Origin of the sequence: Corynebacterium hansenii, from assembly GCF_030408795.1 — a bacterium.
Lineage (GTDB): Bacteria > Actinomycetota > Actinomycetes > Mycobacteriales > Mycobacteriaceae > Corynebacterium > Corynebacterium hansenii.
The window spans coordinates 1,542,976-1,559,523 of record NZ_CP047211.1 but is presented as its reverse complement, the minus strand read 5'-3'; the positions used below and the strand labels follow the sequence as shown (position 1 = coordinate 1,559,523).

Here is a 16,548-nt window from a genome sequence, read left to right as displayed (position 1 = left end):
CCCCTCCCTCCGGAGGGGGTGACCCGCCTTTGATCGGGCACCGGGGCCGGGCCGGTCGGTGTTTCCGCCGTCCGTCCCGGCCCCGCGTGCTTGATCGGAGAGGAATGCAGGTGGCCCCAGATGCCGAGAGTCAGTGACGAGGCCCGCGCTTCCCGCAGGAGCGAGATCCTGGTGGGCGCGCGCCGTTGTTTCGCGGAGTTCGGCTATGACGGGGCGACCGTTTCCCGGTTGGAGGCCGCCACGGGCAAGTCCCGGGGCGCGATCTTCCACCATTTCGGTTCCAAGGAAGGCCTTTTCCTCGCTTTGGCCGAGGAGGATGCCGACCGGATGGCCGAGGTGACCGCCACGTCGGGGCTGGTCGAGGTGATGCGCGACGTCGTCGCCCATCCGGACCAGCACGAGTGGTTGGGCACCCGGTTGGAGATCGTCGGGCGCCTGCGCACCGATGCCGAGTTCCGGCGTCGGTGGCTGGAGCATCAGGAGCACCTCGACGGTGCGGTGCAGTCGCGTTTGCGCGACAGCGCGAAGTCGGGTTCGCTCCGCGACGATTACTCCCCCGAGGCCCTGCGGCTGCTGTTGGAGCTCATGCTCGACGGCATCATCACGCGGGTGGCCACGGGCCGGTCGACCGAGGGTATGGACGAGGTCCTCGATCTGATCGAGGAATCCGTCCGCCGGCAGCGGTAGCCCCGGCGTAGGGCGCTTCGCTCTTCGGTTCCACGCACGCAGCCCGTCCCCGCATCGCGCGGGGGCGGGCTCCGTCGTTTCCGGGAACGGGTCGGGCCCGCTTTGCTTTGCGACGACGCCGGTCCCCGGGTTCGGCCGCGGGCTCCCGATTAACCACCGGAAACACCACTGGACTAAGCTGTCTATTCATGAACGGTGGACGAGAGGGCGGGCGTTTCCTGCTGGTGGCGCTGCGCGACGGCGACGACGTCGCGGTGGCGGAGTACGAGGACTTCCTGCGGGGCACCCGACTGCCGCAGGACCGCCTGGTGCACCACCCGATCACGTCCACCTCCGACGTGCTGCCGGATCTGGCCGGCTACGACGGCGTCTTCGTCGGCGGCAGCCCCTTCAACGTCACCGATCTGGTGCACACGGAGCTGCAGAAGCACGTTCACGATCAGCTCTACGAGTTGCTGGTCTCCCCCATCCCCACGTTGATGCTGTGCTACGGCAACAGCTTCGCGGCCTTCGCCGGCGGCGGCCGCGTGGACCGCTCCCACCCCGAGCGGGTGGGGGTCAGCGAGGTGAACCTGACCGACGCCGCGGCGGACGACCCGATCGTCGGCACGCTCCGAAAGTCATTCAAGGGGTTGACCGGGCACAAGGAGTCCGTCGCGGAGCTGCCGGACGGCGCCGTGCTGTTGGCCACCGGCCCGACCTGCCCGGTGCAGGCGTACCGCGCGAACCGGTCGACGTGGGTGACGCAGTTCCACCCTGAGATGGACGCCGAGGGCATCATCCGGCGCATGGGCTTCTACATGGACGCGGGCTACTTCAAGCCCGAGGAGGTCGAGGAGATTTCGGGCATCGTCCGGGCCACGGATCTGGGCCCCGCGGAGCAGATCCTGCACTCGTTCATGGATTACTGTTCGTCGAGGTCAGGGCGATAACCTGTGCTCATGACCCCCTCTCCCGCCGGAGTTGCCCCGGCGGCCCAGCACCCTCCCGCCGCCGCGAAGCCCTTTCTGCTGCTGTCGACGCGCGCGGAGGACGCCGCTGCGCACGCCGAGCAGCTGTCCTTCGCCCGCGCGGCGGGTCTCGCGCCGGCGATGCTGCACCAGGTGCGCCTTGAACGGCGGCGTCCGCGGGACCTGGATCTGTCGCGCTACGGCGGCGTGATCGTGGGCGGCGGTCCGTACAACGCGTCGGACGAAATGAAGTCGGCGGTGCAGCTCGAAGTCGAGGCGTGGTTCCGCGATCATCTGGCCGAGGTGCTGGAGACGGGCTTCCCCTTCTTCGGCGCATGCTACGGCGTTGGCCTGCTGGGCACGGTCGGCCGGGGCCGGGTGTCGCGCAAGCACGGCGAGGAAGCCGCCGTCGTGGAGGTGTCCGTCACCCCCGAAGGGGCGGCCGACCCCGTGCTCGAGGGGCTGCCGGAGCGCTTCCACGCGATGGTCGGCCACAAGGAGGCCATAGAGGAACTGCCGGCGGGCGCGACGCTGCTGGCCACGGGTGCCGCGTGCCCGGTGCAGATGTTCCGGCTCGGCCGCAACGCCTACGCCTCCCAGTTCCATCCGGAGCTCGACGCAGACGCGTTCGAGCAGCGCCTTCGCATCTACGCGGGCCACGGGTACTACCAACCCGGGGGCAACGACCGCGCCGTCGCCGACGCGCGACGGTTCGACGTCGCCCGGTCGGCGCAGGTTCTGCGGAACTTCACGCGGCTGCACTCCGGGCACCGGGGCTGACCGGAGCTTCACGGGGTCGACCGGGGCGGCCGGCCGGCTGACGGGGATCTGACCGGCCCCCGTCAGACGCGCCGCCGCAGATCCCCGAGCAGCGGGAGGATGCGGTGCGGGATGCGCCGCCGCAGCACGATTTCCGAGCGCATCCGCTCCACCCCGTCAATGGCGATGATCGCCGAGAAGATCTCCTCCAGGTGCGCGTGATCGCGGGCGGCCAGGCGGCAGGCCAGGTCCTCGGTGCCGGCGACCGAGTCCGCGCGGAGGATGAACGGGATCTCCGCGATGCGGGCCACGACGGTGTCCAGGTCCGCCTGCCGCAGCGTCAGATGCACGTCGGCGTTGAGGGGATACCCCATGGCCGCCGGATCGAGGGCGGGAGCGAAGTCCGGGATGACGCCCGCGTCGACGAGCTTGTCCAGCCGCGATTGCGCCGTGCCTCTGGCGATGCCCAATCTGCGGGCGTATTCGCGCACTCCCGCCCTCGGCTCCGCGACGACGAGCCGGAGCAGGTCCACGTCGAGTTTGTCCAGCGGTTTCGCGGGCGTCTTCCGGGCGGCGCCCGGCGAACCGCCACCTGCGGGTGAATCTGCCATCGGTCGGATCCTTTCGTCGTCAAGCCCTTATGACCGCATATCTGGTGGATCGCGCGGAAAATGGGCCAGTTGCTCAGGTGCGAGCGGGAGAACATGCGCCGACTGCCCACCTGGTACCGATTTCGTTGAGCACCCGTGACTATGTTCTGCGTCACACTCTAGCGTGATGGACACCACATACCCAGTGGCACTTCCCGCGGCCCACAAGGTCGGCGGGCACGACGACGACCCCGCGCAACCCCGCGGGCGAAGGACGACAGGTGATCCCCATGACCACGATGCTCCCTCCCACGTCCCGATCCGACGACCCGAATCGGGACCGCGCTGCCGGCGGCACCACCACGACCGCTCCGGCCCGCCCCGCAGACGACACCGCGCGGCCCGGAGCCGCCCGACGCGACATCGTCGCCGAGCGGCTCACCGCGGACAAGGGAACCGTCCACCTGACCGGCATCCAGGCCCTGGTGCGCACCGTGCGCGACCGGGCGCTCGCGGACCGCGCCCGCGGCCTGAAGACCGCGTCCTTCATTTCCGGCTACGAGGGCTCGCCCCTGGGCGGTTACGACCTCGAGCTCGCGCGCCGCAAGGACCTGCTCGACGCCCTGGACGTCGTGCACCTGCCGGCCGTCAACGAGGAGCTGGGCGCCACCTCCGTCTCCGGTTCCCAGCTCGCCGCCGGCGGGGGCACGCTGCGCGAGGGCGTCGACGGCGTGGTCGGCTACTGGTACGGCAAGGCCCCGGGCCTCGATCGTTCGGTCGACGCGCTGCGCCACGCCAACCTGTCGGGCACCTCGCCCACGGGCGGCGCGGTCGCCATCGTGGGCGACGATCCCTTCGCCAAGTCCTCGACGGTCCCGTCGTCGTCCGAGCGGCTGCTCGCCGACATCGGCATGCCGGTGCTGGTCCCCGCCGACGCCGCCGAGGTGGTCAAGCTGGGCATCCACGCCGCGTGGATGTCCCGCGAGTCCGGCCTGTGGACGGCCCTGCGCGTCACCGCCGCGGTGGCCGACGGCTCCGCGACCGTGACCCTCGACGGCCCGCCGGTCGCCCCCGCCCCGCCCGCCGACGGTCATTCTCCCTCGGCGCGCACCCTCGGTCCCACCCTCCACGAACTGGAGGCGTCGCGCGTCGGAGTCCGCCTGGACCGCGCCCGCGCCTACGCCCGCGACCGCGGCCTCAACCGATTCCTGCACGTGGGCGAAAATGATCGCCTCGGCATCGTCTGCGCCGGCGCCCCCGCGCTGGCCGTCGAGGAGGCGCTGCGCACCCTCGGCTCCCCCGAGGGCGTCCGCGTGCTGCGCCTGGGCATGACCTGGCCGCTGGATCCCGAGCAGATCGAGGACTTCGCCACCGGCCTGGACTCGATCATCGTGGTCGAGGACAAGGGCACCTTCCTGCTGGAGTCCGTCCAGGCGGCGCTGTACGAAACCGACCGCCGCCCGCGCCTGGAGCCGGCGCGCGACCCCGCCGCGGCGCTGCCGCCGGTGCTCGACCGCCTGGGCATCTCCTACGACGCCCCCGTCGCCGAGCCGATCCGCCGCCGGTCGCTGCCGCTGTCCGTGCCCGCCCGCACGCCGCACTTCTGCTCGGGTTGCCCGCACAACGCCTCGACGCGCGTCACCGGCGACAGCCTGGTCGGCGCCGGCATCGGCTGCCACGCGATGGTCCTGCTGATGGATGAAAACCGCGTCGGCGACGTCACCGGCACCACCCAGATGGGCGGCGAGGGCGCGCACTGGATCGGCATGAGCCCGTTCGTCCGCGAGCGCCACCTGGTGCAGAACCTCGGCGACGGCACCTTCTTCCACTCCGGTTCGCTGGCCGTGCGCGCGCTGGTGGCCTCGGGCGTCGACGTGACGCTGAAGCTGCTGCACAACGGCACCGTGGCGATGACCGGCGGCCAGGACCCGGTCGGCCAGATGCCGCTGGCGGGGATCCTGGAGCTGCTGCGCGCCGAGGGCGTCGGCCGCATCGTGGTGACCACCGACGACGTCGCCCGAACCCGCAAGGAGCTCGGCGGCACCCTGCGCACCCGCGTCGGGGCGCGCGCCGTGGAGATCCGCGACCGCGCCGACCTCGCCGACGTCCAGCGCGAGCTCGCCGCGGAATCCGGCGTCACGGTGCTGGTGCACGACCAGTCCTGCGCGACCGAGCTGCGCCGCGCCCGCAAGCGCGGCAAGGCGCCCATGCCGACGAAGCGCATCGTCATCAACGAGCGCATCTGCGAGGGCTGCGGCGACTGCGGCGAGAAGTCCGGCTGCCTGTCCGTCCAGCCGGTCGACACCGAGTTCGGCCGCAAGACGCGCATCGACCAGACCACCTGCAACCTCGATTACTCGTGCATCCAGGGCGATTGCCCGGCCTTCACCGAGGTCACCGTCGACCCGGACGCGAAGAAGACCTCGGGCCCGGCGGGTGCCGGGGCCCGGGTGGCCCCGCTTGACGACGCCGACCTGCCCGCGCCCCCGCCCGCCCACATCGGTCCCGGCCGCAGCTGGAACGTCCGAGTCACCGGCGTCGGCGGCACCGGCGTGGTCATGCTGGCCGCCGTCATCGCCGCCGCGGCCCGCGAGGACGGCCGCCACGTGCGCGGCGTCGACATGACCGGCCTGGCCCAGAAGGGCGGCGCCGTGGTCTCCGACGTGCGCATCACCGACGGCGCCCTGGAACAGTCGGGGCTCGTCCCCGCCGGCGCAGCCGACCTGCTGCTCGCCTGTGACGGGCTGACCTCGGCCGACCCGGCCAACCTGGGCGTGATCAATCCCCGCCGCACCACCGCCGTGGTGTCGTCGACGTCGTCGCCGACGGGCGTCATGTGCACCGACGTCAAGGCCGAGCGTCCCGATGGCGTGGCGTTGGCCGGGGCCATCGGGCGCTCCGCCGCCCGCGCCGTTACCACCGACGCCGCCGCCGTCGCCCTGGGCATCTTCGGCGACGCCACCGTCCAGACCACCCTGCTGCTCGGCGCCGCCGTGCAGTCCGGGTCGCTGCCCGTCTCCCCGGAGGCCGTCGAGCGCGCGCTGCGCAGCAACGGCATCGCCGTGGACGCCAACATCCAGGCGTTCCGCCGCGGCCGCCAGCTCGTCGCCGCGCCGGAGGCCATCGCCGCCCTGCTGAAGAAGGGCTCCGCGGCGGTGTCCGGCCGCGCCGAAGCCTCGGGCGCCGCAGCGGCCCCCGCCTGGGCGAAGCGCCTGGTGGACGAGAAGCTGGGCACCGGCATCGAGGGCGGCCTGCCCGTCGAGCTGCCCGCCGACCTGCGCGATTCGATCGCGCTGCGCGTGGCCGAGCTGAAGGAGTGGGGCGACGAGTCCGACGCCCTCGGCTACGTCGACGACCTCGCCGTGCTGGCCGGCGCCGAGCGCTCGGTGGCCCCGCGCAGCACCGCCCTGCTGCGCGCGGCGTCCTTTGGCCTGCACAAGCTCACCGCCTACAAGGACGAGTACGAGGTCGCCCGACTGGCCCTGGACACCGGATTCCTGGAGGACGTCGCCGGGGAATACGGCGCGGATGCGGACGTCAAGATCCTCCTGCACCCGCCGGTGCTGCGTGCCCTGGGTTGGGACAGCAAGATCCGCATGGGCAAGGCCGCCCGTCCGGCACTGCGTGCCCTGACCAAGGCCAAGCACCTGCGCGGCACCGCGCTCGACCCCTTCGGGCGGATGCGCAGCCGACGCTTCGAGCGTGAGCTGCGCGACGCCTACCGCACCCGCCTGCTCGGCTACGCGGCGGAGATGAACGGCGGGGCGGATGACGTCGCAAAGCAGAAGCTGCTGTCCGACGCCACCGCCCTCGCGGCGCTGGCCGACGTGGTGCGCGGGTACGAAGACGTCAAGGAGCGCTCGGCCCGGCCGCTGATCGAGGCGCTGGGCATGACCGTCCCGAAGTGACCCCGGTGATGCCGCGCTGACCCCGCTCGCGAGGTTCCGACGCCGAACCGTTCCGCGGCGATCCCGGGTCCGCCCCACCGCCCCCGCAATTGGGGGCGGTGGGGTGTTTTCACGTGGTCTAACCTCGGAAGCATGAGGTCGCGCAGATCCGACTCCACCCTCGAGACGGGGATGCTCAGGGCGGCGACGCTGGCGATGGCGTGCGCCTGGCCGCTGTGGCAACTGGAGCGGGTCCTGTTCAACTACCCGGGCACGGAGTGGCTGCGCCACTGGTTCCCCACCGTCACCGTGCTGGTCTTCGCGGTCCCGAACCTGCTGATGTTCGTCGCGTGGCTGATCGGCCGGCGCGACACGATGATCCTGGCCAACCGCATCGCCGGCCTGTCGGTGCCCATGGCCATGCTCCTGGTCATGATCGGCATCGCACAGGGCGACGCCGGTTCGCAGTCGGCGATATGGTTCACCGGTTTCGTCGGGGTGCCCGCCGTCGCCTTCGCCCTGACCGTGCCGCTGCAGGTGGGCATCCCGTGGTTCGTCTTCACCGTCGGCGGCGTCACGCTTGCCAACGCCGTGCTCCAGGGGCGTTCGCAGTGGGATGAGCTGGCGGGAGACGTCGGATTCGCGCTGATCAACACGTTCGCGTTCATCGTGTTCGCCGCGGCGGCGATGCGCGTATCCCGAGTCACCGACGCGTTCGAGGCCAGGGCCAGCGGGGACCATGCACGTGCTGCCCGGATGCGGGCCCGGAACAAGGAAATGACCCGGTTCACCGCCCACGTGCACGACCACGTCCTCTCCGAGTTGGCCGCGATCGCCGCGGGCATGAAGCCGTCGGGGACGGCCGACCTGCGGTTCGGGAGCGGCCTGAAGGGCAACGGCGCCATCGACGTCGACGAGTTCATCGCGATGATCGCGGAGTGCGTCCACCGGGAGACCCCGGACTGCGAGGTGATCGTGGAAAAGCGCGGCCCGACCGGCGCCGTCGACTACCCGGAGCAACTCATCGCGAACCTCCTGCCGTCCCTGGCGGAGGTGGCCCGGAATTCCGGCGAACACGCGGGCCCCGATGCGCTGCGCAGGTGCGAGCTGGAGGTCGGCGGGTCGGAACTGCGGGTGACCTATTCCGACGATGGCCCGGGGTTTTGCCTCGACGACGTCGACGACACCCGCGCCGGGCTGCGCATTTCGGTGTTGGGCCGGATGGCGTCGGTGGAAGGCGGATCGGCGGTGGTCCGCTCGGCGCCGGGCGAAGGCACCGAGGTGACCCTGCATTGGGCCGGCGACAACCCGTCCGCACCCCAGGCGCCGCTGCCCGCGGGTGCCGACGACGAACCCATCACGTCCATTCTCGGGATGGACATCGTCTACTCGTGGCAATTCGGCTCCGGCATCGTCGCGGTGATGGCGCTGATAAATTTCTCCGGCGGGAATTTCCTGGGTTGGGCGGAGCTGTCGTCCCTGGCTCTGGTGGCGGTGGGCGTGGCGCTCCTCATGCCCGGCAAAGGGCCGCGCTTGCCCCGCGCCCGGACGGCGGGGTTGGTCGTGGTCGCGGCCATCCTGGCGGGAGTCGGCCAATGGCAGGAGGTCGTCCAAACGGTGTGGAACTGGGACCGCTTCATCTTCCTCGACATGGTCGCGCTGCTGGCGTCCCTGGTCGCCATCCGGGGCAGGCCCGGTGGGGCGGGATTGATGATCCTGTCGGCCGCCACCGTCGTGGAGGTGCTCCGCCGGACCGGTGCGTCACCGGCGCCCGACCTGACGTTCCTCACGGTTTTCCTCTTTTCCATCCTCGTGGCGGCCGCCGCGTTGGTGAACATCGGCGTGCGCTACTTCCTCCGACGGCTGCCGGAGGCGCGGGCCGACCAGATGGACGCCGCCGCCGCGGCCGCCGCGGCCCGGGAGCAAAAGGAACGCAGGCGCGAGAATCTGGCCTGGCTGGAGCACGAGATACGGCCGGTCATCGACGCCGCCCGCGTCCTCGATCCCGCCACGGACCGGCTGCGCCTGCGGGCGCGCCTGACCGAGCTGGGTCTGCGTGACGTCCTGCGCTCCCCGCTTCTCGACGTCCCGGCCCTGCGCGCGGCCATCTGGGACGCCCGTTCACGGGGCGTGGAAGTCCGCCTGCTCGACGACCGGACCAGCTCGCGCGTCAACGGCGAAGACGGCGCCGTCTCCTTCGGGGAGGCCACGTCGCCCGAAGACTCCGCGTCCGCGGAAGATGCCGCATCCCCGGAGAGCGCGGACGACGTCGACGCCCCGCGGGCCGTGGTGGCGAACCTGGGCCAAATGATCGGCGCACTGGATCGGTCGGAGGCCGGAGAATCCGTGACCATCCGGCTGTCCCCGCCGCACCGGGACGTCTTCGCCACCATCTCGGACGCTTCGGGCGTCGTGCGGCTCGCCGCCGACGGCACCCGTCTCTGATCCCGCGCATCCCCGAACGTCGTCGCCGGCTCCGCTTTCGTGGTCGTGCGTCACTTTCGTGGTCGTGCGCCACTTTCGTGGTCACCCATCGGGGCTGGTCTTGTGGCCGAACACCGTTTCCGGGGGTAGTCCTGGAGTCATGGGCCGCATAACCCGGAGAATCGCCGCGATCGACGACCACGAGCTGTCGTTGCGCGGCCTGGCGGCGATCGTGAACGGCGCCGACGACATCGAATTGGTGGGCATCTACCCCACCGTGCCGCAGCTGCTCGAATCGACCGCCGGTTCCGAGCGCCTCGATCTGGTCGTGCTCGATCTGCGCCTGGGCGATGACTCGCGGCCGGAGGACAACGTCCGCGCCCTCGACGCCGTCACGGACAACGTGATCATCCTCTCGTCGCTGGAAAGCCCGTACCTGGTGCGGCGCGCCCTCAAAGCTGGGGTGCTGGGCATGGTGCAGAAGTCCGAGTCCCCCGCGACCATCCTCGACGCGATCCGCGAAGCCGCCTCGGGCCGCGGAGTACCCACCACCGAATGGGCGGCGGTCATCGATTCGGACCCCCATCTCGATGCCGTGGAACTGTCCGATCGCCAGCGTGAGGTGCTGGAGCTCTACGCTTCCGGCGAACCGGCGAAGCGGGTGGCGCGCCTGACGGGCTTGGCCCAGGACACGGTCAACGACTATCTGGGCCGCATCCGGCTCAAGTACGCGGCCGCGGGCCGGCCGGCCCCGACGAAGACGGACCTGTTCCGGCGGGCCCAGGAAGACGGTCTGCTGCCGGGCCCGAGCGATCCCGCATAGGCACCGGGCCCGGGACCCGACGCAAAGGCATGCGCCCCATAAATGGTGTCTCGCGCATGCGCCGTTGACGCAGTGCAATGGAGTGGTACCCCTCCATCCTGATTTCAGCCCGATCCAGGAGCGATGCGCAATGACGACCGTCCTCGACGCCGATGACCCGGTGATTCGCCGCCTGCCTTCCCTCACCGCGCGTGAGACGCAGGTCCTCGATGCGTGGCTCAACTCGACGAGCAAGGCCGAGGCGGCCGAAAAACTGCTGCTCACCGAGAACACGGTGCGCACGCACATCCGGCGGATCCGCGCCAAGTACGGCAGCCTGGGCTACGACGTCTCCACGAAGGTCCAGCTGCTCGAGCGCGTGATCCTGGACGGGCTGCTGTAGCCGGTCCGGCAGTAGCCGGTCCGGCGCCGGGGAGTCGGGCTCCTGGCGATCCGGCCTCGATCGGTCCGCCATCGGTCAGTCCCACATGGGGCAGCCCAATGCCGAGCCGCGCCGGTCCGCCCCTGTCTACGCCAGTTCGACGATCTCCATGTAGTCGTCGTTCCACAGGTCCTCGGTGCCGTCCGGCAGGACGATGACCCGCTCCGGCTCCAGCGCCTCCACGGCCCCGGGATCGTGGGTGACCAGGACGACGGCGCCGGTGTAGGTCCGCAGCGCGTCCAGCACCTGCTCGCGCGACTGGGGGTCGAGGTTGTTGGTCGGCTCGTCGAGAAGCAGGACGTTGGCCCGGGAGGACACCAGCGCCGCCAGCGCCAGGCGCGTCTTCTCGCCGCCCGACAGCGTGCCGGCGGGCTGGTCCAGCTGCTCGCCGGAGAACATGAACGCGCCGAGCAGACCGCGCAGCTCCTGCTCGTCGACGTCCGGGCAGGCGTCGACGGTGTTCTGCCACACCGACTTCGCCGGGTCGATGGTGTCGTGCTCCTGCGCGAAATAGCCGACCTTCAGGCCGTGGCCGGTGACGATGCCGCCCTCGCCGTCGGTGCGCTCCACGCCCGCGAGCAGCTTGAGCAGCGTCGTCTTGCCGGCGCCGTTGAAGCCGAGCACGACCACGCGGGACCCCCGGTCGATGGCCAGGTCGACGCCCGCGAAGACCTCCAGCGAGCCGTACATCTTGGTCAGGCCCTTGGCGTTCATGGGCGTCTTGCCGCACGCGGCGGGCTCCGGGAAGGAAATGTGGGCGACCTTGTCCGCCACGCGGACCTCGTCCAGGTCCCCCATCATCCGCTCGGCGCGGGCGACCATCTGCTTCGCGGCGCGGGCCTTGGTGGCCTTCGCACCGAGCTTGTCGGCCTGCTTCCGCAGCTGGGAGGCCTTCTTCTCGGCGTTCGCGCGCTCGCGGCGGCGGCGGGCCTCATCGGTGGCGCGGGCGTCGAGGTACTTCGACCAGCCCATGTTGTAGACGTCCGCCTCGGCACGCACGGCGTCGAGGAACCAGACCTTGTTGCACACGTCGCCGAGCAGTTCGACGTCGTGGCTGATCATGATCAGACCGCCCTCGTGCTTGGACAGAAACCCGCGCAGCCAGGTGATGGAGTCGGCGTCGAGGTGGTTGGTCGGCTCGTCGAGAAGCAGCGTCGTCGCGGACTTGCCGCCGCCGGCGGACGCCGCGAAGAGGATCTGGGCCAGCTCGACGCGGCGGCGCTGACCGCCGGAAAGGGTCTTGAGCTGCTGGTCCAGCACGCGCTCCTCCAGCCCCAGGGCGTCGCAGATGCGGGCGGCCTCGGCGTCGGCCTCGTAGCCGCCGAGGTCGTGGTAGCGCTCCTCCAGCCGCGAGTACTTCCGGATCGCGGCGTCGCGCTTGCCGTCGTTGCCGGTGGTCTCCATGATCTCCTGCTGCCGCTCCATGTTGCGGCGGATGGAGTCCAGGCCGCGGGCGGACAGCACGCGGTCGCGGGCGGTCTGCTCGATGTTGCCCTCGCGGCTGTCCTGCGGCAGGTACCCGATGTCGCCCGAGCGGGTGACGCTGCCGCCGTAGGGCTCGCCCTCGCCGGCGAGGATGCGCATGGTGGTGGTCTTGCCGGCCCCGTTGCGCCCGACGAGGCCGATGCGGTCGCCCGGCTGGACGCGCAACATCTCGCCCGGGGCATCCAGAAGGGTGCGGGCTCCGACGCGGACTTCGAGGTCATGGGTCACGATCACGTCGCGCCACCCTACCAGCCGCAATGCCGCGGACCGGCATCAGTCGAGGGTGGTCCGCCGCACCCGATATCGTGGGGCCCATGAGTTCGCGCATCCGCGCCGTCGTTCTCGGCCTCGGCCCCGCCGGCCGCGTCGCCGCGCACCGTGCCGCCGCCCGCGGCTGGGAGGTCATCGCCCTCGATCCGGCGGGCGGCTCCATGCCGTCGACGGTCGGTGCCTGGGCCCCGCAGCTGCCCGCCTGGTTGCCGGGGAACGCCGTCGCGTCGCGCTTCCGGCCCACGGTGATCACCTCCGACGGTCGGCGGAGGCTGCTTGACGACGACTACGTGGTCCTGGACACGGCCGTGCTCGCGGGGCTCGGCGGTTTCGCCGTCCGGGAGGATCCGGGCATGGGAGCCGTGACGGTCCGGTTTTCGTTCCGGGCAGAGGAAGAAGAAGCAGCGGAAGAAGGAGTCGGCGGAGACGACGAAGTTTGCGCCGGGCTGCTCGACCGAACGCGCGACCGGCTGGCCGCGGCCCTGGCGCGGGGCCGCGGGCTGCTGCGTCCGGATCCGGCGGAGGGGCCGGGCGCGTCGGTGATCCACGAGTTCTTCGACGTCGACGGTGACGGGTTCCCCGCGGATTTCGTCGATCCCAACGGCCCCGGCGGCGACTTCGAGGCGTGGACGGCCCCCGACGTGGTCGTCGACGCCATCGGAGTGACTCCATACGCGGCCGTTTTGGACGCCCGGCAGATCGCCCGCGGGCAGATCTTCCGCGAAGAAGACGTCCCGGCGGAGCACCGCGTACCGGTGCTGATGGACTTCCGGGCGCCCGAGGGCGCCGACGCCGAATCGACCACCTTGCCCGCCACGTTTTCGTACCGGCTGCCGCTGTGCGACGGAACCTGGCTCATCGAGGAGACGATCCTCGCCGGTCGCGCATCCTCCGACCCCGACGACCCGCGCCGCGCCGAACTCCACGATCACGTGCGCCGCCGCCAGGCGTCGCGTTTGGCCGATCTGGGCATCGACCCGGCTGCCGCGATCGGCGAGGAAACCGTCGACTTCCCGCTGGGCCCCTGGCGCCTGCCCGACAACCGGCCCCGCGTCGCGCTGGCCAATCGGCTCAAGCTCATCCCCTTGGGCCGCGGCGACCGGTTCCTCGACCTCAGCTTCCTGACGCGCCCATTCGGGGGCGACGGCATCCCCGGCTACGGGCATTTCGGCGCGATGGGCGGATGGATGCACCCCGCGACCGGCTACTCCGTGGGCTCGGTCCTCGCCGACGTCGACCGTTTCCTCGACCGCCTCGAAACCCGCTCCGACGGCTCCCCGCCCGGCGGGTGGCCCCTCGCGTGGCTGCGCCGGCGCGGCCTCCATGTGCTCCTCGGCTTCGACCCGCACCAGACCCGCGAGTTCTTCGACGCCTTCTTCACCTTGCCCGACTCCGCCATCCGTGAATTCCTCACCGGCACCTCCGCGCCGAAGACCATGGCGGTGATGTTCCGGCTGGCCCTCCCCCTCGCCCGGAAAAACCCCGCCACGCTGGTCAAACTCCTCGCCGTCTTCGCCGACGGGAAACCCGTCGCGCCGCACTGACGGGAGGCAGGAACACGGGGGCACCGACACCGTCGCAAAGCCGCACCGTAAGTGCCGGATGGACGCCGCCCGGGGCCTATGATCGTGGAATGACCGCATCCCTCGACGCCAAGGGCCCGCTGGGCACCGGCGGGCAGCTGCAGCGGAGCCTGCGCGCCAGACACCTGAACATGATCGCCATCGGCGGGGCCATCGGCACCGGCCTCTTCGTCGCCTCCGGCGCAACCATCGCCGACGCCGGGCCCGGCGGGGCGCTCGTCGCCTACGCGCTCATCGGGTTCATGGTGTGGCTGGTCATGCAGTCGCTCGGCGAAATGGCCGCCTACCTACCCGTCGCCGGATCCTTCCAGGAATACGGCACCCGCTACGTCTCCCCCAGCTTCGGCTTCGCCCTCGGCTGGAACTACTGGTTCAACTGGGCCATCACCGTCGCCGCCGAACTCGTCGCCGCCGCCCTGGTGATGCGCTACTGGTTCCCCGACGTGCCGGCCATCGTCTGGTCCGCCGGCTTCCTGCTGCTGCTGTTCCTGCTCAACGCCCTGTCGGCGAGGGCCTTCGGCGAAGGCGAATTCTGGTTCGCCGCCATCAAGGTCATCACCGTCATCGTCTTCCTCATCATCGGCGTGGCCATGATCTTCGGCATCATGGGCGGCACCGCCCCCGGCACGAAGAACTGGACCACCGGCGACGCGCCCTTCGTCGGCGGGGGCATGGGCATCCTCGCGGTGTTCATCGTCGCCGGCTACTCCTTCCAGGGCACCGAGCTCGTCGGCGTCGCGGCGGGCGAGGCCGAGAACCCCCAGAAGACCATCCCCCGGGCCATCCGCACCATCTTCTGGCGCATCCTGCTCTTCTACATCGGCGCGATCGCCGTCATCGGCTTCCTGATCCCCTACACCGACCCGAACCTGCTCAACGCCTCCGCGACGAACATCGCCGTGTCGCCGTTCACGCTCGTCTTCGACCGCGCCGGCATCGCCATCGCGGCGGGCCTGATGAACGCGGTCATCCTGACCTCGGTGCTGTCGGCCGGAAACTCGGGCCTCTACGCGTCGACCCGCATGCTCTACTCGCTGTCGCGCATGGGCCAGGCGCCGCGTTTCTTCGGCAAGCTGTCCAACCACGACGTGCCCATGCGGGCGCTCGTGGCCACCGCGTCGATCGGCATGTTCGGCTTCCTCACCTCGATCGTCGGCGACGGCGTCGCCTACACCTTCCTGCTGACGCTGTCCGCGCTCGCCGGCTTCCTGACGTGGATCGGCATCTCCTACAGCCACTACCACTTCCGCAAGTGCCTGAAGGCCCAGGGCATCCCGCTGTCGTCGCTGCCGTACCGGGCGCCGTTCTTCCCGGCCGGCGCCGTCGTCGCGCTGATCATGTGCTTCGGCGTCGTACTCGGCCAGGCGTACGGGCCGATCACCACCGGCGAGGACATCTTCGCCATCCTCGCGCCGTACCTGGGCATCCCGGTGTTCCTGGCGCTGTGGTTCGGGCACAAGCGCATCACGGGGTCGAAGGCCGTCGCGCCCGCGGAGGCGGACCTGTCGCGCGAGTGACCGCGGGCAGGCCGCCACCGCCACCCCAAACGCAAACCCACCCCGAATCGGCCAACCCACCTGTTACAGCGGGTGGGTTGGCCGATTCGGGGTGGGTTAAGGCGTTGCGGCCGGGCGCCGGCGGCTACCGACTACACCGAGAAGCCCAGCGCGCGCATTTGCTCGCGGCCGTCCTCGGTGATCATGTGCGGGCCCCACGGCGGCGACCAGACCCAGTTGAGCTGCATCTCGGTGATCTGGGGGTGGTCGAGCACCAGCGTCTCCGACTGGTCGTAGAGCATGTCGGTCAGCGGGCACGCGGGCGACGTCAGCGTCATGTTGATGACGGCCGTCGACGCGCCCTCGATCCAGATGTCGTACACGAGACCCAGATCCACGACGTTGACGCCGAGCTCGGGGTCGACGACGTCGTACATGCGGTCCTCGACCTCGGCGGCGAGCTTCTCCTGCTCGGGCGTCTGCTCGGGGCGCGGCGGCACTTCGTAGGTGCTGCCGTCGAGGCCCGGGTTCGCCTGGTCCTCGGGCTGGGGGGCCGCGCCGGTCTCCGGCGCCGCCGTGTCGGGGGTGTTCGGCTCGGTCATCGGTTCACTTCCTTGTCTCCGGTGGTGTCGGGGCCGGCGCCATCGGCTTCGGCTGCGCCCGCGTCGGTTCCGGTCGCCGGCGCGTCTGCCTCGCCCTCGCCGGACAGCGCGTCGGCTGTGGCCGCCTGGAACGCCTTCCACCCCAGCAGGGCGCATTTCACGCGAGCGGGGTACTTGGCCACGCCCGAAAACGCGACGCCGTCCCCGATGAGGTCCTCGTCGCCCTCTTCCTTGCCGCGCGAGGTGATCATGCGCTCGAACTCGGCGAGCTTGGCCATGGCCTCCTCGACGGGCCGGCCGACGATTTCCTCGGCCATGACGGACGTCGACGCCTGCGAGATCGAGCAGCCCACGGCGTCGTAGGACACGTCCTCGACGGTGGTGCCGTCGTCGGAAAGCCGGACGCGCAGGGTCAGTTCATCGCCGCACGACGGGTTGACGTGGTGGACTTCCGCGTCGAAGGGGTCGCGCAGCCCGCTGTGCTGGGGGTGCTTGTAGTGGTCCAGGATCACTTCCTGGTACATCGACTCCAGCTTCACTCCCGGCTCCTTTCCTTTTCGGCCTTGTCTTG

At 70.8% G+C, this 16,548-nt stretch carries 13 protein-coding genes; 9 read left to right on the top strand and 4 right to left on the bottom strand.

The genetic code is table 11. The features are described from left to right. Window positions 1-120 precede the first annotated feature (120 nt). From CHAN_RS06905 to CHAN_RS06895, 3 genes are all read left to right on the top strand, one after another. Window positions 121-687, top strand: coding sequence for a TetR/AcrR family transcriptional regulator (locus CHAN_RS06905; protein WP_048743632.1), 567 nt, complete (start codon window positions 121-123; stop codon window positions 685-687). Between the two features lie 188 nt (window positions 688-875). Then, the gene (locus tag CHAN_RS06900) at window positions 876-1,619 is read left to right on the top strand and encodes a glutamine amidotransferase (RefSeq protein ID WP_290287878.1); all 744 of its coding nucleotides are present in this window, start codon (window positions 876-878) and stop codon (window positions 1,617-1,619) included. Between the two features lie 9 nt (window positions 1,620-1,628). Then, window positions 1,629-2,417: a glutamine amidotransferase gene (locus tag CHAN_RS06895; protein WP_082144560.1), complete on the top strand. Its 789-nt coding sequence runs from the start codon at window positions 1,629-1,631 to the stop codon at window positions 2,415-2,417. Between the two features lie 62 nt (window positions 2,418-2,479). On the opposite strand, the gene CHAN_RS06890 is transcribed toward CHAN_RS06895, so the two are convergent. Continuing rightward, the gene (locus CHAN_RS06890) at window positions 2,480-3,007 is read right to left on the bottom strand and encodes an Lrp/AsnC family transcriptional regulator (RefSeq protein WP_048743633.1); all 528 of its coding nucleotides are present in this window, start codon (window positions 3,005-3,007) and stop codon (window positions 2,480-2,482) included. Window positions 3,008-3,276: 269 nt separating this feature from the next. On the opposite strand from CHAN_RS06890, the gene CHAN_RS06885 reads away from it, so the two are divergent. The 4 genes from CHAN_RS06885 (at window position 3,277) to CHAN_RS06870 (ending at window position 10,502) form a co-directional block, all read left to right on the top strand. Beyond that, complete coding sequence (locus tag CHAN_RS06885; RefSeq protein ID WP_290287869.1) at window positions 3,277-6,894, top strand: indolepyruvate ferredoxin oxidoreductase family protein; 3,618 nt, start codon at window positions 3,277-3,279, stop codon at window positions 6,892-6,894. 132 nt (window positions 6,895-7,026) lie between these two features. After that, on the top strand, window positions 7,027-9,318 hold the full coding sequence (locus CHAN_RS06880; protein WP_290287865.1) for an ATP-binding protein: 2,292 nt from the start codon (window positions 7,027-7,029) through the stop codon (window positions 9,316-9,318). A gap of 139 nt (window positions 9,319-9,457) precedes the next feature. After that, complete coding sequence (locus CHAN_RS06875) at window positions 9,458-10,120, top strand: response regulator (protein WP_048743636.1); 663 nt, start codon at window positions 9,458-9,460, stop codon at window positions 10,118-10,120. Window positions 10,121-10,250: 130 nt separating this feature from the next. Continuing rightward, window positions 10,251-10,502, top strand: coding sequence for a response regulator transcription factor (locus CHAN_RS06870; RefSeq protein ID WP_290287853.1), 252 nt, complete (start codon window positions 10,251-10,253; stop codon window positions 10,500-10,502). A gap of 126 nt (window positions 10,503-10,628) precedes the next feature. Here the strand turns inward: CHAN_RS06870 and CHAN_RS06865 are convergent, their stop codons facing one another. Beyond that, window positions 10,629-12,260 carry an ABC-F family ATP-binding cassette domain-containing protein gene (locus tag CHAN_RS06865; RefSeq protein ID WP_048743639.1) on the bottom strand — a complete coding sequence of 544 codons (1,632 nt, stop codon included), beginning with the start codon at window positions 12,258-12,260 and terminating at the stop codon, window positions 10,629-10,631. Window positions 12,261-12,340: 80 nt separating this feature from the next. On the opposite strand from CHAN_RS06865, the gene CHAN_RS06860 reads away from it, so the two are divergent. Further along, on the top strand, window positions 12,341-13,840 hold the full coding sequence (locus CHAN_RS06860) for a lycopene cyclase family protein (protein ID WP_290293184.1): 1,500 nt from the start codon (window positions 12,341-12,343) through the stop codon (window positions 13,838-13,840). 89 nt (window positions 13,841-13,929) lie between these two features. Then, window positions 13,930-15,396 (top strand): amino acid permease, encoded by a 1,467-nt coding sequence (locus tag CHAN_RS06855; RefSeq protein WP_290293181.1) that lies wholly within the window; start codon window positions 13,930-13,932, stop codon window positions 15,394-15,396. A 131-nt stretch (window positions 15,397-15,527) separates the two neighbouring features. Here CHAN_RS06855 and CHAN_RS06850 read toward each other — a convergent pair whose 3' ends face one another. Both CHAN_RS06850 and sufU read right to left on the bottom strand, forming a co-directional pair. After that, window positions 15,528-15,977: a metal-sulfur cluster assembly factor gene (locus CHAN_RS06850; protein WP_048743648.1), complete on the bottom strand. Its 450-nt coding sequence runs from the start codon at window positions 15,975-15,977 to the stop codon at window positions 15,528-15,530. Further along, window positions 15,974-16,516: a Fe-S cluster assembly sulfur transfer protein SufU gene (sufU, locus tag CHAN_RS06845; RefSeq protein WP_082144561.1), complete on the bottom strand. Its 543-nt coding sequence runs from the start codon at window positions 16,514-16,516 to the stop codon at window positions 15,974-15,976. Before sufU ends, CHAN_RS06850 begins: the two co-directional genes overlap by 4 nt. Between the last annotated feature and the right edge of the window lie 32 nt (window positions 16,517-16,548).